This is a genomic window from Bartonella sp. CM86QHHN (assembly GCF_042194695.1).
Classification (GTDB): Bacteria; Pseudomonadota; Alphaproteobacteria; order Rhizobiales; family Rhizobiaceae; genus Bartonella.
Map to the genome: position 1 here is coordinate 1 of NZ_JBHIND010000026.1, position 19,713 is coordinate 19,713.

At 41.1% G+C, this 19,713-nt stretch carries 17 protein-coding genes; 14 read left to right on the forward strand and 3 right to left on the reverse strand.

Annotation, left to right across the window (positions count from 1 at the left end):
* Positions 1-255, reverse strand: a 255-nt coding sequence (locus ACFIKX_RS02670; protein ID WP_375629149.1) for a helix-turn-helix domain-containing protein, incomplete at its 3' end; no start/stop codon positions are given.
* A gap of 1,021 nt (positions 256-1,276) precedes the next feature.
* On the opposite strand from ACFIKX_RS02670, the gene ACFIKX_RS02675 reads away from it, so the two are divergent.
* From ACFIKX_RS02675 to ACFIKX_RS02685, 3 genes are all read left to right on the forward strand, one after another.
* Positions 1,277-1,432, forward strand: coding sequence for a hypothetical protein (locus ACFIKX_RS02675; RefSeq protein WP_375629151.1), 156 nt, complete (start codon positions 1,277-1,279; stop codon positions 1,430-1,432).
* Positions 1,433-1,897: 465 nt separating this feature from the next.
* On the forward strand, positions 1,898-3,133 hold the full coding sequence (locus ACFIKX_RS02680; protein WP_375629214.1) for an MFS transporter: 1,236 nt from the start codon (positions 1,898-1,900) through the stop codon (positions 3,131-3,133).
* A 652-nt stretch (positions 3,134-3,785) separates the two neighbouring features.
* Positions 3,786-4,181: a hypothetical protein gene (locus ACFIKX_RS02685; protein WP_375629154.1), complete on the forward strand. Its 396-nt coding sequence runs from the start codon at positions 3,786-3,788 to the stop codon at positions 4,179-4,181.
* 1,872 nt (positions 4,182-6,053) lie between these two features.
* On the opposite strand, the gene ACFIKX_RS02690 is transcribed toward ACFIKX_RS02685, so the two are convergent.
* Both ACFIKX_RS02690 and ACFIKX_RS02695 read right to left on the reverse strand, forming a co-directional pair.
* The gene (locus ACFIKX_RS02690) at positions 6,054-6,422 is read right to left on the reverse strand and encodes a helix-turn-helix domain-containing protein (protein WP_375629156.1); all 369 of its coding nucleotides are present in this window, start codon (positions 6,420-6,422) and stop codon (positions 6,054-6,056) included.
* Between the two features lie 965 nt (positions 6,423-7,387).
* Entirely contained in the window at positions 7,388-7,759 is a 372-nt protein-coding gene (locus tag ACFIKX_RS02695; RefSeq protein ID WP_375629159.1) for a helix-turn-helix domain-containing protein, read from the reverse strand.
* A 1,119-nt stretch (positions 7,760-8,878) separates the two neighbouring features.
* Between ACFIKX_RS02695 and ACFIKX_RS02700 the strand changes: the two genes are divergently transcribed.
* The 11 genes from ACFIKX_RS02700 to ACFIKX_RS02750 all read left to right on the forward strand — a co-directional run bounded on the left by ACFIKX_RS02700 (position 8,879) and on the right by ACFIKX_RS02750 (position 19,373).
* Positions 8,879-9,205: a hypothetical protein gene (locus ACFIKX_RS02700; protein WP_375629162.1), complete on the forward strand. Its 327-nt coding sequence runs from the start codon at positions 8,879-8,881 to the stop codon at positions 9,203-9,205.
* 155 nt (positions 9,206-9,360) lie between these two features.
* On the forward strand, positions 9,361-9,522 hold the full coding sequence (locus tag ACFIKX_RS02705; RefSeq protein WP_375629165.1) for a hypothetical protein: 162 nt from the start codon (positions 9,361-9,363) through the stop codon (positions 9,520-9,522).
* A 163-nt stretch (positions 9,523-9,685) separates the two neighbouring features.
* Entirely contained in the window at positions 9,686-9,937 is a 252-nt protein-coding gene (locus tag ACFIKX_RS02710) for a hypothetical protein (RefSeq protein WP_375629168.1), read from the forward strand.
* Positions 9,938-10,666: 729 nt separating this feature from the next.
* Positions 10,667-12,028 (forward strand): PBSX family phage terminase large subunit, encoded by a 1,362-nt coding sequence (locus ACFIKX_RS02715; RefSeq protein WP_375629170.1) that lies wholly within the window; start codon positions 10,667-10,669, stop codon positions 12,026-12,028.
* The gene (locus tag ACFIKX_RS02720) at positions 12,013-13,863 is read left to right on the forward strand and encodes a portal protein (protein ID WP_375629173.1); all 1,851 of its coding nucleotides are present in this window, start codon (positions 12,013-12,015) and stop codon (positions 13,861-13,863) included. The genes ACFIKX_RS02715 and ACFIKX_RS02720 overlap by 16 nt, the downstream gene beginning before the upstream one ends.
* 109 nt (positions 13,864-13,972) lie before the next feature.
* A complete protein-coding gene (locus ACFIKX_RS02725; RefSeq protein WP_375629175.1) occupies positions 13,973-14,233 on the forward strand; it encodes a hypothetical protein in 261 nt (86 codons plus the stop codon).
* Between the two features lie 66 nt (positions 14,234-14,299).
* The gene (locus ACFIKX_RS02730; protein WP_375629178.1) at positions 14,300-15,073 is read left to right on the forward strand and encodes a hypothetical protein; all 774 of its coding nucleotides are present in this window, start codon (positions 14,300-14,302) and stop codon (positions 15,071-15,073) included.
* Positions 15,074-15,466: 393 nt separating this feature from the next.
* Positions 15,467-16,585 (forward strand): N4-gp56 family major capsid protein, encoded by a 1,119-nt coding sequence (locus tag ACFIKX_RS02735; RefSeq protein WP_375629180.1) that lies wholly within the window; start codon positions 15,467-15,469, stop codon positions 16,583-16,585.
* Between the two features lie 83 nt (positions 16,586-16,668).
* Entirely contained in the window at positions 16,669-17,364 is a 696-nt protein-coding gene (locus ACFIKX_RS02740; RefSeq protein ID WP_375629183.1) for a hypothetical protein, read from the forward strand.
* A gap of 39 nt (positions 17,365-17,403) precedes the next feature.
* Positions 17,404-17,532 carry a hypothetical protein gene (locus tag ACFIKX_RS02745; RefSeq protein WP_375629185.1) on the forward strand — a complete coding sequence of 43 codons (129 nt, stop codon included), beginning with the start codon at positions 17,404-17,406 and terminating at the stop codon, positions 17,530-17,532.
* 377 nt (positions 17,533-17,909) lie between these two features.
* Positions 17,910-19,373 (forward strand): hypothetical protein, encoded by a 1,464-nt coding sequence (locus ACFIKX_RS02750; RefSeq protein WP_375629191.1) that lies wholly within the window; start codon positions 17,910-17,912, stop codon positions 19,371-19,373.
* Positions 19,374-19,713: the final 340 nt, after the last annotated feature.

Genomic DNA, 19,713 nt, shown 5'->3' on the forward strand with positions numbered 1-19,713 from the left:
TTCTTTTGTGGGAAGATCTTCTTTTGTGGCAATGTCTGCATAAAAAAAGTTCATAGGAACTTCTAGTTTTTGAGCGATTTCCAGTAAACATTTGGCACTTACACGATTTAAGCCTTTTTCGTATTTTTGGATTTGTTGGAAACTGACGCCTAAATGGCTCCCTAATTCTTTTTGGGAAAGCCCTATTGAAATGCGTCTATGACGGATTCTTTTGCCTATCAAAATGTCGATAAAATGTGGATTTTTAGTTGGCACTTCAAGCCCCCCCTCCGGTTGCGAGCGCCCTCGCATTGGTATTCCGGGAGTTAAAGGTACTGAATCCGAGTCAGCTTTTTGCTTTTAGTGCTGAGAAGCACCTGGACATAGCAAAATCTCCCGGAATCCCGGGACACCCGCAAAGCGGGTTCATTTTTACGCTCGGATTTAGGACCTTTAATCCCTCTTGATCGGTGCGTAGACGATCAAAATTACACTTTAAGTGATAAAGTAATTTCAGAAGATTGGCAAGAAAAATCAATATGCTATAAAACGGCGTTATTTGGAGGGGGGATGATATCAAGTATATCAATTTCCACATTTAGGTGTTTTTTAGAGTGTGTGGTGAATATTTTTGGCTGGGCTTATCTTGTCTGGTCTGATGAAACATTTTCTTTTGAGGGGGGGCGTCTGAAGACTGTAAGGGGTACTAGGCAAAAAGCTGGATTCGTTTATAGACTATTGTTTATAGAGCTGTGCGGGGTGGTGAACCTTTCCTTTAGCTTTATTCTGTAAAGATGTAAAAGCGTAAAAATGTGAATCTGTAAAAGTGAAGTGGGGGGATTTGTGGATTATATATTGTGCGTGTTTTTGGTCATGATATGGAGGGGTGAGAAGGATTGGGGGGAAGTGTCTTCGTGAATGGAGGGAGACGTTTAGAGGAAGAATGCTGTTAAGTTGTTAAGTGTGTGATGGGAGAGAAAAAGGGGGAATGGAGGATGAAGAGAGTGTGCGCATGGATAGGGGGAGAGTGTGGGTAAGGCGTTGGTGCAAAGAGATGCGTGAAGGATGGCGAGGAGATAGGGCTTGATTTGTCAAGCCTGACGAAGTGCTGTCGTTTGAGGAGGGCGTCTGAAGACTGTAAGGGGTACTAGGCAAAAAGCTGGGTTCGTTTATAGACTATTGTTTATAGAGTGGTGCGGGGTGGTAAACCTTTCCTTGGCTTCGTTTTGTAAATGTGGAGAAGCGTAGAAATGTGAATCTGTAAAAGTGAAGTGGGGGGATTTGTGGATTATATATTGTGCGTGTTTTTGGTCACTTTGGGCTTTTGGGGGCGTGGAATGTGGTGCGAGAATTGGGGGGAAGTGTCTTCGTGAATGGAGGGAGACGTTTAGAGGAAGAGGGGTGTTCAGTTGTTAAGTGTGTGATGGGAGAGAAAAAGGGGAATGGAGAATGAAGAGAGTGCGCATGGATAGGAGGAGAGTGTGGGTAAGGCGGGTATTGCAAAGAGATGCGTGAAGGATGGCTTAAGAAGATAGGGCTTGATTTGTCGAGCCTGACGAAGTGCTGTCGTTTGAGAAGTGGTTGGGTGTAAGCTTTATTTTGTGGGGAAAGCTGCTTTTTGACGTGGGATTGTAGATTAGTGCTGGTTGGGAATTTTCATTCTTTGAAACGTGGGGCGGAGGTCAATGTACTAATATAGCAGATTGTGATCTCATAATTTTTACATTCTTTCTTTTTTAAAGATATTACTTGATATTAGAGTAAATGCTTATATCAAGAGGAGTATTTCTTTAAAAATTTTCACTTAACTTATTAAGCGATTTATTAGAATAAAAGACTCTTCTGAAGTTCATATCACCAATTGTATCGAAGGAAGTGTAACTTTAAGTGTAGAAAAGTTTAATATCGGATGGTTGATATGAATTTGTTTTTAAAAAAGAGTCCATTAGCTCTTTTTTGCTCTCTCTTTATTTCCAAAGTTGGTGATTATGCTTATGAAGTTGTTTTTATTTTACTGGTCTTAGAATTAACAGATAACACCTTTTTTACAGGTCTTGTGTATTTTTTTCGATTTATCCCTTTTCTCTTTTTTGGCCCTATAGGAGGTTGGTTAGCGGATAATTTTTCTTTGAAGAAAAATATGATCTTAAGTGAAGTTGTGAGATTATTAGCTTCATTGTTTGTTTTTATAACTTATATAACAGGTACGGCACATATCATTGTTCTTATTTTTGCAGCAATATGTACAACGATAGGAAGAAGTATTTTCCAACCAAGTTTTCAAGCTGCTATTCCCAGAATGTTTTCAATAAAAGATCTTACAAAGGCCAATAGCATTGCTCAAATTATCATGGAAACGGCAGCCGTCATTGGCCCTTTGGTTTGTTCCATACTGCTTTTTTTAGCAAATAAATCGGCAGTACTCATTTTTGATTTTTTTACCTATTTTATATCTATTATCGTGTTATTTAATCTCATGAATTTAAATTCAAGCGAGAATAAATCATTCAATTTTATAAAAATTTATCGAGAAACAGCTTCATATCTTAAATATATTTCTACAGAAAATAATAATTTATTTATTACGCTCGTTGGCTCGTCGTTTGCTATTCTCTTTACGGGTGCTATTTTAAGATTTTTAATTCCAGCTTTTGTTCTTTTTGTGGGGGGAGAGGAGAGCCTTGTGAGTTATATTTTTTCTCTCATGGCTGTTGGAACTATTGTTGGTGGTTTGTTATATAGTAAAATTATATTAAATATTACATCGTTGAAGCTCATGATATTTTGGCTTCTTTATGGGGTTATTCTGTTTGTTATGCCCTTAGCTGCAGAAATTTATTTAAAATTCCTTCTCGTGTTAGCATTTGTTCTAGGATTTATTGGTGCCTTTGTGGATATTGGTTTAGTCTCAGCTATTCAATTATATTCTCGTCGTGAAGATTTTGGTAAGAGCTTTGGAACCTTTTCAACTTTAGCAAACTCTGCGGAAGCAATGTCTGGCTTTATTGCTGGACTTTTGGCTCTCGTGGGATTGTTAAGCTCTTTTTTAGCTATGTCCGCATTAATTATTTCCACCGGAATTATTGGCGTTGTAAAAATTAAGAAAAATAAAGAGTTAACACCTCTTAACACGACAGTCGATGACGACCATTGATATATTTTATATCTCCATGCCGTTTCTTTTTTCTAAAGACGGTTCGCTCATTATCTTATTCATGAGGTAAAAACACAGCTCTTTGAAGGGGGTGATCTGAAACGAATGAGTGGTCAGTGGTGGAAATTTGCTAGGCAAGCATTTGAATTCTTTACAGACCTTTGTTTATAGAGTGGTACGGGGTGGTGAACCTTTCGTTGGCTTTGTTCTGTAAAGATGTAAAAACGTAAAAATGTGAATCTGTAAAAGTGAAGTGGGGATTTGTGGTTTATATATTGTGCGTGTTTTTGGTCATGATATGGAGGGGTGAGAAGGATTGGGGGGAAGTGTCTTCGTGAATGGAGGGGAAATGAAGGGTGCTGTGCGTTGGTTTATGTAATGCAACACACTATGAAAGTAAGTATACATATACTATATGTATACTATATGCTTTACATGTGTTTTTTCGTACTTTTAACATATATATTTTGTGTCTTAAACATAAGCTTTGAGTACTATGAGAGATAGTGGTCGTTTTTTTAACAAGCGAGAAAGTGATTAACTAATGCTTGATAGTAAAGCAGTATGTTGTTAAGGCTATTCTTTGAAAGGAGGCTCTTATTTCTGGTGTAGGAGCTTCTCAGAAGAGAATGCAATTAATAGGGGAGTTAAGATGTCAAAATATTTATTTCCGTTACCGCTTGTATTGGTGGCTGGTTGTGCATCTATCAGTAATTATTCATCAAGTTATGTCAGTCCAAATATTCCGAAAGATGATGTAAAATTAATTGCTAACGATTTTGTTCGTAATCTTAAAAAACCTTTACCGTCCGCTACAACAACACTTATTGTGAAAAAAAATAAAACAGAAGACAACTTTACTCCTGTATTTATTGATCTCTTGCGACGGAATGGATATAACGTGATCTATACAGATCAACCAAACAAACAGCAAAATGGTGTAATCTTGACTTATCAAATAACGCCAATAAAGACAGGTATCATGTCTATGGTTTCTTATGATGAGGTTGGAGTAACCCGTTATTATTTCCGTACTTATAATAGATGAAACCCCTTTGCCGGTTTGTCTCAAAAAAGTAGATAATGAAGAAATGTGTTTCAGGGGAAGTGTTGGGATTAAATTAATCAATAAAAATTTGCAGATATGAAAATTGCATATTCAGACGATAGTTATTCGTCGTCTCGTTTACAATTTCAGTGTTGTAACGAAGAAAGATGTCGTTTTATCTGTTTGCAATTCTTCATGTTCTGTCTCAGTTATATAGCGCTTTTATCGTTTCTGTCTTATAGAAAATTACTTTCTGTTCTACGGCTCTATATGCCAATCTAATAGTCAGATCTAAACAATCAAATTCATATGAACTCTTTACAGAAATCTGTTGTTTGAGATTGTTGGAAAGGTGTTTTGTTTTTATCAAATTGTCGCGTGGTGGTTTGGGAGTTTCCTTTGGCTGCATTCTGTGAAGATGTAAAAGCGTAAAAATGTGAATCTGTAAAATGAAGTGAGGGATTTGTGCTTTGTGTGGGCTTTTATCATGGCATGGAATGTGGTCAGAGAACTAGGGGACGCGTTTGTGAATGGAGCGGGGAAAGTTGGGATGAAGAGGGGTGTTAAGTGCGTTTTCTGGAGAAGAGTGTGTGGAGAATATTTGAGGGCAGGGCTTAATCAGTCTTGTCTGATGACACGGTATTCTTTGAGGTGTCGTGATAACCATATGAAATAATCAGCAGGGGAATTTGATAGACGAGAAATCAGATTGTTGCAGACCAGTGTTTGCAGAGCGGTGCGGAGTGGTGATGTGGAAATTTTATTTGGCTTACGTTCTGTAAAGATGTAAAAGCGTAAAAACGGTGATCTGTAAAATGATGCGGAGGATTTGTGCTTTGTGTATTGTGCATTTTTTTGTCATGGTATAATGATAGATCCATTGAGCACCCCTATCTTTACTCTTCATAAAAGAGCAAGCCGGCACTATCATTATATTTGTGCTAGCTCGTGGGTGTTGGCTACAGCCCTTGGCACTTGAGACGGTTCATAAGAGCCATTTTATTCCTTTCTTAATCGTTTTTTATCCATACGGGCTCTCCCCTGCTTTTGACGTGCAAGCGAGTGATTTTGATTGATTCAACATGGGAGGGATTTGAAATGAGAGAATCTTACGATGTTTGGAACTCTTAATCAGTATCAATAATGCTAAATTATTTCTTATAAATCAATATATTGTCATGGTGTCGAGGGGTGAGAAGGATTGGGGAGGTGAAGAGTGTGTGAATGGAGGGAAATGAAGAGTGCTGTTCGTGTGTTGGCTAGAGAGAAGAGTTTTGGAATAGCTGTGAACAGATTGCAGAGCTGATGTGTAAAGAGATGTGAAGAGATAAAAACTGTGGTTGGCTTTTATATTCTATGCGAAATTTAACAATTATATTTGCGTCTATATTTGTATGGGGGATATCCGTGAAATGGGTGTGAGAAGCATTGAGAGGTGTTTTTTTAATAAGTGGGTGAATGAGCAATACAATGAAAGCCTATTTAGAGGGGAAATCCTATTTTAGCTCTTGTTGTTTTGGACATTGTGTTTTTTATGAGAGACGTTTTGCTGGAAAAGTGTTTTGAGGGATGTGGCTCCCTTAAAGAAAAACACAAAAATATAAAAAGAAAAATATAAAAACTTGACAAGGTAAATGTAAAAAGGTATCATAATGATACAATCGGAATTGTGCGTTTAAATCAGAAGAGATCTCTTGATAAAATTCTGTGAGAGGGGTGGGATGTTTTTCCAAGGTTTTGGTATTTGTTATCCTATGATGTCGTAAACCGGTGCCGTAAACCGGTTTTTTTTTGAGGTGTGGTGATATCAGGCAGGCAAGGCTTTAGGCAGAGGGAGATATTGGCAAAGGATGTCGATGGGTGTGCTTTTGTCTAGTCAGAAATCAACCACAAGATTGCTTTTTGTTTTTTCGGCTGGAGCTCTCTAAAGTTTTTCAAAAGTGCGTGTTCTTTTTCGCTGTATGTGTCTTGATCGTGGTGTAAGAGAGTTTCTTTTGTGGGAATATCTGCTGTTAAAAGGTCCGCATAAAAAAAGTTCATAGGAACCTCTAGTTTTTTAGCAATTTCGAGCAAACACCCCGCGCTTACACGATTTAAACCTTTTTCGTATTTCTGGATTTGTTGGAAACTGACACCTAAATAGCTTCCTAACTCTTTTTGAGAAAGACCCATTGAAATGCGTCTGTGACGGATTTTTTTACCTATTGAAATGTCATTAAAATGTGGATTTTTTGTTTGCAATTCAAGCTCCCCTCCGGTTGCGAGCGCCCTCGCATGAGTATTCCGGGAGGTTGAAAGCACTGAACTCAAATCAGCTTTTTGCTTTTAGTGCTCATGGCACTTGGACATAGCAAAAACTCCCGGAACTCCGGGATACCCACAACGTGGGTTAAATTAACGTTTGAGTTTTCGGGCTTCAACTCCCTATTGATCGCTGCGTAGACGATCAAGGCACCTTTTGAGTGATAAAGTAATTTCAAGGGATTGGCAAGAACAATTAAAAGATTTGGAAAATGAGAGCATTTTTTTGTATCTTAAAAATTATCTCATTATCTTCTTATGCCTTATGCCTTATGCCTTATGCCTTATGCCTTATGCCTTATGCCTTATGCCTTATGCCTTATGCCGTAAAATATTGTCATTTGAGGTAGGGTGAGATGGGGGCATTAGAGGCAAGGATATGCCGTCGATGGACCTTCAAGCGTATCAATTTATACGCTGCTTTTTGTGAGAGTGTCTGGATATTGGAGGGTAGGGGTTATCTGTCCGTTTCTGGTGAAACAGCATTCTTTGAGGGGTGGTGAGAGGTGGTTGCCCAAATGCAATGTGCTCGATAAAAAGTGGGATTGTTAACAGACACTTGTTTATTGAATGGTGGGCTGGTTTGAAATTTTGTTTGGCTGCTTTCTGTAAAGATGGAAAAGCGTAAAAACGTGAATCCGTAAACGTGAAGTGAAGGATTTATACGTTGTAAGTTTTTGTCTTGACATGGAATGTGTTCAGAGAACTAAGGGGACGCATTTGTGAATGGAGCGAGGAAAGCTGGGATGAAGAGGGATGTTAAGCGCGGTTGACTGGAGAAAAGTGTGAGGGAATATTTTAGGGCAGGGTTTATCTATCATGTCTGATGAAACAGCATTCTTTGAGGTGTCGTGATCTGAAGCTTATATTTTAAGGGTGTTGGATGTCGATGGGTGTGCTTTTGTCTAGTCAGAAATTAACCACAAGATTGCTTTTTGTTTTTTCACTTTGAGTTCTCTAAAGTTTTTCAAAAGTGCGTGTTCTTTTTCGCTGTATGTGTCTTGATCGTGGTGTAAGGCATTTTCTTTTGTGGGAATAGCTTCTTCTGCAAAAATATCAGTATAAAAAAAGGTAATAGGAACTGCTAGTTTTTTAGCAATTTCGAGCAAACACCCCGCGCTTACACGATTGGAGCCTTTTTCATATTTCTGGATTTGTTGAAAACTGACACCTAAATGGCTTCCTAATTCCTTTTGAGAAAGCCCCATTGAAATGCGTCTGTGACGGATTCTTTTACCTATTGAAATGTCGTAGAAATGTGGATTTTTAGTTGGCACTTCAAGCCCCCCTCCGGTTGCGAGCGCCCTCGCATTGGTATTCCGGGAGGTTGAAAATACTGAACTCGAATCAGCTTTTTGCTTTTAGTGCTGACAAGCACTTGGACATAGCAAAAACTCCCGGAACTCCGGGATACCCGCAAAGCGGGATAAATTCATGTACGAGTTTTCGGGTCTTCAACTCCCTATTTGACCGTTGCGTGGACGATCAAAAACACAGATCAATTCATAAGGCAATTTCAGAAGATTGGCAAGAAAAATCAAAATAATTTCAAAGACTATAAGATTGGGTACTTTTTAAAAAAGTGCGAAATCTGGATTTTTAGTTGGCACTTCAAGCCCCCCTCCGGTTGCGAGCGCCCTCGCATTGGTATTCCGGGAGTAGTAAAGTACTGAGCTCTAGTCAGCATTTTTGCTTTTAGTGCTTATCACACCTGGACATAGCAAAAACTCCCGAAATCCCGGGACACCCACAAAGTGGGTTCATTCTTACGCTAGAGCTTAGGGCTTTTAACCCCTCTTGGTTGTTGCGTAGACGACCAAAATATCCTTTGAGTGATAAAGTAATTTCAAGGGATTGGCAAGAAAAATTAAAATGTTTGCTATACGGTTATATTGTAAAATAGGGATGCTTGGGGGCGGTAATCTGATGTTAGTAGGGGAGTTTATTGGGTAAGAGGTTGGATGATAGTTTAAAACCGGTGCGGGGTGGAAGCTTTATTCAGCAGAGGAAAATTTGCTTTTTGAAGTCGAATTGTAGATCAGAGCTTATCTGGCGTGTTTGATGAAACACCATTCTTTGAAGTGTGGGATAGCCATATGAAATAATTAGCAGGGAAATCTGATAGACGAGAAATCAGATTGTTGACAGACCCGTGTTTACAGAGGGGCGTGGGGATGGCGGTTTTTGAGTTTCGTTTGGCTGCGTTCTGTAATGATGTAAAAGCGTAAAAATGTGAATCTGTAAAATGAAGCGGAGGATTTGGGCTTTATATGGGCTCTTATCTTTTTGGGTGTGTCCCATTTTTAATTGTTGAATGCTTGGCAAATTTTGTTGCTGATTTTTATGTCATTTTTTGTGTTTGAGGTTTTGGTTTCTCTTTAGTTGGAAGGAACATGATGATGGTAGATGAACATTGTCTTCTCTTACGTCGAAGAGGGCGGAAAAAAGGGGCTTTAAATAAAACAACAAAGCGATTTAATGAAGCTCTTCTGACAGCGGCGGAGCAGGCTGGATATCACTATGGTGAAGATGGGCTGGTGTCTTATCTTCAATATCATGCGTTGAATAATCCTGTTCCTTTTTTTTCGCTGCTGGCAAAAGTGTTGCCTCTTCAGGGGACTGGAGAAGGGCAGGTTAAAACAGTTTCGCGTATCGAGATTGTGCCAGTGAATGCAAAAAATAGTGAACCGGAGAAGCATAATACCTCGATAACTGAGGCTTGAAGAAGGCGCTGTGATGTTTGGGCATTTACTGGAGAGCAGAATATTTCGGTGGGAGATATTTGGGCTTCCTATGTCGAGATGCCGGCTTTTATGGGCGATGACAGAGGGGTGTGTACTGAAGAGCTGATACCCGAGAGGTACAATGCTTAGGGGGCGTGGTTGTTATCTACTGTTTTGGATTTTTTGTAAAGGTTTGGTCTTTTCTCGTTATTGAAGGTGTGGAGATATTAAAAACAGTTTCGCGTATTGAGATTGTGCCAGTGAATGCAAAAAATAGTGAACCGGAGAAGCTTGATGCTTTGGTCACTGAGGCTTGAAGTTACGAGAAAATATTGGGTTGGGCATATGATGTTTAAGGGATATTGTCTTTGAACGGGAATGCTAGATGTTTGTCTGAAAGCTTATGATTAAAATTGCGGTGAGGGGCTGAGTGCTTTAGGCGTGTGAGCTGTGAAGTTGTTGGGCTTTGGTGGGGGATGCATGAGGACGTGGACTGGAGGAGACTTCGGTGCATATGGTGTTTTTTGGGGGGTACATGGTGTCTGGGGTGGTCTGTGTGAAGCGGGCAAGATGCTTTTATGGCGATGCGTGAGGGGCGCGATACCTGAAAGATGTTGGGGAGTGCTTGATGATATTTGTTGTTTTGGACCTCTGGTGAAGGTTTGGTCTTTTCTCGTTATTGAAATGGGGGAGATGTTAAAACAGTTTCGCGTATTGAGATTGTACCAGTGAATGCAAAAAATAGTGAACCGGAGAAGCATGATACCTCGATAACTGAGGCTTGTGATATTGAAAAATGTTAGGCTGAGGTGGGTGATGTGGGGTGATGTCTTGGAAGGGGGCTGCTTTGGTGATTGCCTATCTTGAGGGGCTTGAAGCGGAGGCTATCGTGCTTGTAGGCGCTCGTGATACTGGGAAGGGGCTTTGGTGAATGATGCCGTAAGGGCCCGTGTGCTTGGAGGGTTTGGTGCAGGGTATTTGTGTGGTGGATATGGAACAGTGTTTTGATGGTGAGGGGCATGAAACTTGAGAGAAGTGTTATGCTTGCGGGATGCATGTGTTTTGGGGGGGTATCTTGGGGGATAAAGTGTGAGGATTGGTGATGCTTGAGAGGCATGATCTTGGAGGATGTTGGGCTTTGGATATGTCTGAGAGCCATGTGCTGAGGCTATGATTTGGTTGGGGGGATACCTTGCTTGTGGTTGGGGGAATGACAGGCGCGGTGTTTGAGGGGGTGGGGCTTTTGTGCCTTGGGGGCTTGGGGCGCATAGGTGGGGTCAAGGGGACCTCATGCAAAAAAGTGAAATTTATTGAATATTAGGATGAAGAAAAGATAAAGCGCTGCTTTTGAGAAGGGCGTTTTTCGTTCAATTGCTCTTTTCATTCAATTGCTCTGGGATATTAAACTTGGGATAAGCAAAAGGGTGCAGCGCAATTATTGCTAAAGTATGAAAATTTATAATGACAACTGTTCAGAAAATTTCTCAAAAAATTGAGCAGAAAACGGCTCAAGTGGCTCTTATTCCAAAGCTTATTCCTGTCTTTACTGGAAATGCCGATGTGCGAGCCGCTTGGGGAGGACGCGGTTCTGGAAAAACACGTTCTTTTGCTTTGATGTCTGCTGTGGTGGGATATCGCCATGGAATGGCTGGAGAACGCGGGATTATTCTTTGTGCACGGCAATTTCAAAATTCTCTTAATGAAAGTTCTTTGGAGGAAATTAAACGCGCTATCGAGTCTTATCCTTTTTTACAAGACTATTATGAAATCGGCGATAAATATATTAAGTCAAAAGATGGACGGATCGTCTATGTGTTTGCTGGGCTTGATCGCAATATCGCAAGTATTAAATCAATGGGGCGCGTTTTCCTTTGTTGGGTCGATGAAGCCGAGCCCGTGACAGAAACTGCTTGGCAAACACTTATTCCAACTTTGCGCGAAGAAGGAAAAGATTGGAATGCAGAATTATGGGTGACATGGAACCCATGCCATGAAAATGCAGCCGTGGAAAAACGTTTCCGAAATGTCGATAATCCTCATATCAAAGGGGTGGAAATCAATTGGCGTGATAATCCGCAATTTCCTGAAAAACTCAATCGTGATCGAATGGACGATTTGCAGCAAAGACCAGAGCAGTATAACCATATTTGGGAAGGCGAATATCTCCAAGCTGTCCAAGGGGCTTATTATCAGAAATGTCTTCTCGAAGCCGAGATGGAAGGGCGGATTACCACTGTTCCACGGGACCCTTTGATGCAGGTGAGAATCTTTTGGGATATCGGGGGAACAGGCGCAAAGGCCGATGCTACCGCATTGTGGGTGGCGCAATTTGTTGGACGGGAAATCCGAGTGCTCGATTATTATGAAGCCCAAGGACAACCTCTCTCAGAGCATGTGGGCTGGGTCTTTCAAAGGGGATATGAAAAGGCTCTTATGGTTTTGCCTCATGATGGCGCAACAAAAGATCGTGTCTATAATGTGAGTTTTGAAAGTGCCCTTCAACAAGCCGGTTTTCAAACCAAAATAATTCCTAACCAAGGAACAGGCGCTGTGAAAATGCGTATCGAAGCCGTACGGCGGTTGTTTCCTGCACTATGGTTTAATCGTGAAACGACATGTGCGGGCAGAAAAGCGCTTGCTTGGTATCATGAAAAGCGTGATGAACAGCGCAATATCGGACTAGGCGCTGAACATGATTGGGCTAGCCATGGGGCCGATGCCTTTGGACTGATGTGTGTGGCTTATGAACAACCAAATGCTAAAGCGCGAAAAAAATCTTATCGCTCGTTTCACCATTCTCAAACTTCATGGATGGCTTTTTAATGAATATGTTTACAGATTCTTCTTTTAATCAAATCGAAACGCTTGAAAATCAAGCTCTCTTTAAAAAACTCGTGGGTTGGTATCAGGATGATATTGATCATGTCGAAAAATGGCGAAAAAATGCCCAGGAAGATTACGATTTTTATAATGGACGGCAATGGAATGAGCAAGACCTTGCCGTCTTGCACGAACAAAACAGACCCGTGATGACTTTTAACCGTATTGCGCCTTTAATTAATGCCGTGATTGGGGCTGAGCGCAATAATAAAAGGCAAGTGCAATTTATCCCACGACAAGAAGGGGCTGCCTTTGCAAACCAGATTTTGACAGGGGCGGCTGAGTGGTTTCGTGATGAAGCCGACGGTGAATACGAAGATTCCGATGCCTTTCAAGATGCAATTATTTGCGGCATGGGCTGGACAGATACACGCCTTGATTATGAACAAGATCCCCAAGGAAAACCAATCATTGCACGTTTAGACCCGATGAAAATGGTGTGGGATGCAAGTGCTGTTAAGTCTAATCTCATTGATGCACAACGCTTATGGTATATTGATGAAAAACCTCTTGCTGTAGCGCAGGAAATGTTTCCCAATGTTCATTGGAGCGATCTTCATGCTGATTGGGTTAAACATCAGAGTTTTTTACATTCAACCAGCGATGGGATGACACAAAGTTATCAGTCCGAGAGGGGGTATCAAGGAGAAGAGGGGAGCGGCTATCAACGTCCTAAAATGGTGACATTGGTAGAATGTCGCTGGTTTGAACGCGAGGTGGTTTATAAAGTTCTCGAGCCTCTAAGTGGAAGGTTTGTCGATTATTCAGAGCAGGATTTCCAAAATTTAAGCAAAACCTTTCCTCATGTTCAAGCAACAAGGTTGAACAGAAAAATTGTCAAACGGGCATTTTTAGGTAGAAAGCTGCTTGAAGCGCCTGATAAGCCCTTGGTTCCACCCAATCAATTGGGATGGGAGTGTATTACCGGTACTTTTGATAAGTTAAGTCGGCAATTTTACGGAATTGTGCGCCCTACAAAAGATCCGCAACGGTGGGCAAACAAATATTTTAGTCAAGTAATGCATTTGCTCAATAGCCAATCAAAAGGCGGCATTATGGCAGAACGCGATGCTTTTGATGATGATCGACAAGCCGTCGAGAGTTGGGCTAGAGCTGATAGTATTACTTGGTTGAAAAGTGGTGCTGTGTCTGGCGGAAGAATCCAGCCTAAACCAGTGGCGCAATTTCCGCAAGGGTTTTTCCAATTGTTTAATGAAGCAAAGAGCGCACTCGAACAGGTGACGGGGTTGTCTTCTGAATTTATTGGGACGCGAGCTGTCAATCAGCCTGGCATTCTTGAACAACAACGGCGACAATCGTCACTTAATCTTTTGGCTTCCTTTTTTGATGGGTTGCGTCGATATCGGCAACGACAGGGAAAAATTATTCTCTATCTTATTCAAAATTATCTGTCCGATGGGCGGTTGGTGCGTATTGCTGGTGATGAAAATGCCCAGTATGTGCCGCTGACACGCGAAATGGTGACAAGCTTGGAATATGATATTGTCGTGGATGATGCACCAACAAGTCTTAATGAAAAAGAGCGTACTTTTGCACTGATCATGCAATTGCTGCCTTTGATGCAAAATTTTACAACGCCTGAGATTATGCTCGATCTCTTACGCTATTCGCCTTTACCAGCTTCACTTATTCATAAAATTGCGATAAAGGCGCAAAACTCTTTTCAAGAAGAGCAAAATGCCTCAGCGCAGATGGGGGATAATGTGGGGACAGAGCAGATAATGCAGATGTTGCAGACAGTAAAGGCTCAACAATAGGGTGCTTTGTCATGCGTGACTTCTGATAAACGCCATATATCATAAATTGCTTATCGATACAATTTCCATAGCATAATGTCGTCTTCCTTTATCTTCGAAGAGCTGTTTTATGGGACTATTCCTGTTGGGGAAAACAGGGTGGAGAGGGAGTCTTGCCGTTATGTGGGGTGAACATGGTGGGGAATGGTGGGCGCAAAATGGGCTTATCGATTTCCGTAGTGCATGGGCTTCCTTTTCCCAAAAGAACTGTTTTATAGGGCTGGATTGTTGGGAAAAGCAAGGTGGAGAGAGGGAGTTTTGCCGTTATGTGGGGTGGAGAGCTTTGGGGGAATGCTGGAGCCCAAGTGATGGGAGAGCATTGAGGGAATAAATGCTCACAGGCTGTTTTATCTGAAAAATTTAATTTTATTGTTAAAAAAAAGAAAAGGCTAATGTCATGGATCAAGAACACTTAACGCCGGCAGAACAAAACCAATTGAAACAAGATTTTCTGGTCTCAACACAAGAGGGAGAAGATGGTGAAATTGCAAGAGAAGAAAAAACTCTTGAAGATAATTTCCAAGGGCAAGTGCATCAACAACAGGACTCTTCGCAAAAGGCTGGAAAAGAGGTTCAAGGGGGAGAAGATGTTCCACCAGATCCGCAAAAAGACTTTATGGGCTATATGCAATGGTTGGGAAAAACACTCCAAAAACAAGGGCTTGCACATGAAAAACAACAGCCTTCTCTGGCTCGCGAAGCAGAACAGTTGCATGCGTTTTTTCAGCAGTCTGTTGCCAGTGTTAAACAAAAGCATCATGATTTTGATCAAGCAGCTGATTTTATTTATGAAACGCGGGCTAAACAGTTGGCAGCTTGTGCTTCGCTCTATCCTGAGATGGCAGACCCCAAAAATATTGATGCGTTGATTGGTGATGAGTTGAAGCAGATCTTGCGCGATTGTGCGCAAAAAAATCAAAATCCAGCTGAAGTGATTTACTCTATTGCACAAAAAATTGGCTACACAAATGTTCCCAATAACATGGGTGAAAATTTACAGGAAAGACACAATTCTGCGCGTACTCTTGCTGCTTATAACGGCTTGACGCCAAATGGGCCGATTTCTTTGGATATGCTTGATAAAATGTCAGAAGCAGAGTTTAGCGCTTGGGTTGCTGATCCTAAAAATAAAGCCGCTTTTAATCGTTTAATGGGGGGAAGAGAATTTTAAAAACAAGAATGTGGCAGGTGTTTTTTGCGGGAATGTTAAGAGGCTTTTAGCGCAGGAGAATGCGGGGGGTGTTTTTTGCGGGTGTTAAGAGGCTTTTAGCGCAGGAGAATGCGGGAGTGTTTTTTGCGGGAACGTTAAGAGGCTTTTAGCGCAGGAGAATGCGGGGGAGTGTTTTTTGCGGGAATGTTAAGAGGCTTTTGGCGCAGGAGAATGCGGGGGGATTTCTCAAAGCACGGATGTGGTGAGGAGAGCTCTTATAAGGAGGAGGCAGACGCTAACAGAAATTAGATAAAACTCACGAACAACCTATTCACCATCTGAAATGAAATGTGGTGTTTTAACAACCGGCGCTTTGCCGGGTTTTTTATGTCAATAAAACTTTTAGAGGACAAAATGACTGTAACTTATATCGGACTTAATGACCCAATGGCAGTGCGCACATGGTCTAAATTACTAAACCAAGAAGTCTCAAAAGCACTTCCAATTGCACCGTTGATTGGAAATGATTCAAACAGTATCGTACAATTAAAAGATGAAACCACGAAAGCAAGTGGGGATGCTATTAGCTTTAATTTGCGTGTGCAGTTGCTAGGCGATGGGGTGAGCGAAGGGCAGACATTGGAAGGCAATGAAGAAGCTTTACAGTTTCTCAATGATCGCTTGGCAATTAATGAACTCGTTCATGCTGTGCGTGTCAAAAATGAGGGAACAATTGATCAGCAACGAATTCTCCATGATTTGCGCACCGAGGCAAAAAATGGTTTGGTTGATTGGTATGCAGATCGTCTGAGTATGATGTTCTTCATTCAAGTTTGCGGGTATACCGCAAAAACAATTAACTTTGAAGGACGCACGATTACCCTTAAACCAGTTCATTATGGGTTTAATGCGCCAACGGCACCAACCAATAAACGCGTGGTACGTCCTAATGATAAAGCAAAAGATGAGGACTTAAAAGAAGACGATGTTTTTGATCTCAGCTTGATTGATAAAGCTGTCGAAAGGGCTAAATTGGCAAATCCTAAAATTAGACCTGTGCGGCTCGATGGGGAAAATGTCTATGTGCTTTATCTACATCCAACCCAAGTGACACAATTGCGAACCAATACAGATGCGGGGCAATGGCTCGACATTACCAAGGCAATCTATAGTGGAAGTCGTATCAAAAATCCGCTCTATGATGGATCGTTGGGCATGTATAATGGTGTGGTTTTGCGCGAAGCTGAACATATTACCGAAGGGGTCGAAGCTGGAACCGCTAACAAAGCTGTACCAAATGTGCGGCGGGCTGTTCTGCTTGGTGCGCAGAGTGCTGTGATTGCTTTTGGTAAAGATCGAGGGGCGACACGCTATAAATTGGTGGAAGAACTCTTCGACTATGAAAGAGAATTCGGGGTTGCGGCAAAAACCATTATTGGTATGAAAAAAACTTGCTTTACCTTGCCAGGAAGTACGCAAGGGGCTCAGGATTTTGGCACTATTGTCATTCCAACTTATGGAGCACCCGCTTAAAGCGAACGCTTGCTCTCTTCCCCCAACAAGAGGGATCTGTTGGGGGAAAAATTTAAAATGCTTCCAGAAACAAGGACAGGCTTATGACCACTTTATCTACGGATCCCCAAAATCTAAACCTTACACATTCAGATCATTCTAAAACTTTTGCTTATATGGTCGCGCTTATTCAAGATGAAATTGATGATACAACAGCAGAATATTCCCTGCAAATTCAAGATTCAATTTTTACGGCTTTGCGTTTGTGTGAACGCGAACCCTTTTTCTTTAATGAAAAAAGAGAAAGGACGTTTAAAACACAAAGTGGTAAAACATGGTATGGGCAAGAAGAGGGGGTTTTTATTGAATCAGAAAAGAGTTTGGAGGGCGTCTTTTTAGTAACAAAGGATGCAACACCAACAAAGTTGTTCTTTAAGCCCTTGGAAGTGTTGCATCAACAATATGGTATGCATCCTGCGCTAGGAACGCCATTCTTTTATACCTACCTTGATCAAAAAATAGGACTCTTTCCAACACCAGAACATGTGGAAACTGTACAGCTTTCTTATGCTCTTGTTCATTTTGCTGATGAACAGCTGAAAGAGGATGATAACCCTTGGTTGATTTATGCTTTTGATCTTATTAAAGCACGAGCAAAATATGAACTTTATAAAAATATCCTTAAAGATCCTGAATATGCCGCCGTTTCTTTCAGAGATTTTCAAGAACAGCTTCAAGCTTTGCGCATTGAAACATCGCGCCGAAAAGGTTCTTCAAAGATTCGCCCAATGCGTTTTTAAAAGACTTTTTTCCAAATCGTTTATGGCTGGCGTTGAAGGTTGGTTTGGCACTGGTGGCTGGTTTGTCACTTATGGCTGGATTTGCGCGTTGGTGTTGATGGTGAAGGGCTGGTGGATGGCGTTGGGGTGGCCATTATTTATGGTATCGTTTTTTTTTTGGTGCGTTAAACAACCTAAGGTTGTTTATTTTGTTGAATTTTATGCCTTTAGAGTTTTAAGGGCTTTTGTGGTTTTTTATCCATAAGCCTTGGTATTTTGAATGGCACTGAGCTTTTCAAAGATTTTATGGGGGCTTTTGATGGCTCTTTCTCCCGTCATTGTGGGGGGGGGGATTGCGGGCAGTTGATTTTGGTTTGGCGCTGGTGGATGGCGTTGGGGTGGCTATTATTGATGGTATCGTTTTTTTGGTGCGTTAAACAATCTAAGGTTGTTTATTTTGTTGAATTTTATGCCTTTAGAGTTTTAAGGGCTTTTGTGGTTTTTTATCAATAAGCCTTGGTGTTTTGAATGGCACTGGGCTCTTCAAAGATTTTATGGGGGTCTTGATGGCTTTTTTCCCAATCGCTGATTATCGACCCGATGTGGCGGATATCAATGGAATTTTTACCGATGAACTTGTTAATGTGCTCCCGGCTGATGGCTCCTATATCCCTATGCCAAGTTTTGAGCCTTTATCAGAGCCTTGTCCGGAGCCAATTTTAGGCACTCTTGCGGTTAAAACAAAAAATGGGGTTTCTATTATTGTCGGGACAAGAGAAAAAATCTACTTGCTTGATAATACAACAATGAACTGGAAAGATATTAGCCAAAAAGGAAAACCTTATCTGGCTAATGTTGATGCTCCGTGGTCTTTTGCTTTGTTTGGTGATTCTATCATTGCGGTGAATGCCAATGATAAACCACAAGTGATTGATATTAACCATGATAAAACATTTAGAAATTTAGGAGGAAATCCACCACAGGCAGGGATTGTTCGAATCTGGGGAGATTTCGTTTGTTTGATGAAATTAACCGAGTATCCAAGACGGGTTCATTGGTCTGGATTAAATGATGCTGAATTTTGGACCGTGGGGAAAAAAAGTTGTGATTATCAAGATTTTCCTGATGGCGGATTCGTCCAAGGGGCAACGGAGACAACAAATCCAATTATCTTTATGCGTTCTGCAATCTATGCCGGTTCTTTTATCCCTGGCTCTAAGATTATTTTTAGTTTCCAAAAAATCCACGATAAACGAGGCGCAAAAAATGCTGAATCAATTGTTTGTAGAGGCGATTTAGCATTCTTTGCCGATGAGGGCGGGTTTTATCAAATAACAAATGAGGGACAGATTATACCCATTGGGTTCGAAAAAGTCGATCGAACGATGACCGCAAAATCAAGGAAGGATAATCTGTACACTCTGTCTGCTGCTATCGATGGGGTGTATAATCGTGTTTATTGGATGGTTGATTCTGATGAGAATCTTCATAAACGTATCTTGCTCATTTATGATTGGGGGTTGCAAAAATGGACAAAAGCTCTCGTCGATATCAAAATGATATTGCCTATTTTCTTAGCCGGAACAACCCTGGAAGGTCTTGATTTTGTGACTAAGAATATTGATGACTTGTCCTTTTCTCTTGATAGTAAAGCTTGGAAAAATGAATCGCCTATTCTGGGGGCATTTGATCAACAGGGGAGACTGGGTTCGTTTTCTGGGTGTCCTATGGCTTGTGTTGTGATATCACAAGAAATGGGGCAGACAAATGGCATGATAACACGGGTGAAAAATATTATGCCTCAAGTCAATAGTGGAAAGTTTTATTTGTCTGTGGGAATGCGCTTTCGACAATCTCTTGAAGAGGAAACTGTTTGGTTGCCAGAAAAACAGCCCTCTTATAATACTGGACAAATTCACTGTCGTGCAAGGGCACGGTTTTATCGCTTTAAATTGCGTATTCCTGAAGGGGTGAATTGGACTCATGTCACTGGGTTTGATGTGGAATTGACGCGGGCCGGCATGCGATAGGCATGCCCTTTTGTAATACCATGCGATAGGCTCAAGCCTCTATTATTAAAGAACAAATGCCCCATAGGCTTCCCAAGCCTTTATAAACAAAGGCACAATGCGATAAGCTGTGTCTTTAATAATATGAAGAACAAGGTGGTGCGTTATGTTTCATGCTTTTCTGCGATAAAGGAAAAATAGGCTGCACAATGGTTTATTTTTATAAAGAAAAAAGTTCCCCCTTTGTTATGACAAAGGGATGATGGGGCTTTTTTTCTTTTATTGTGCGGTAAGCATGGAATGCGTGAAGTATGCATGGGGATGCGTATTGCTCAAATGAGGGAAATGACAAAGCTAAAAG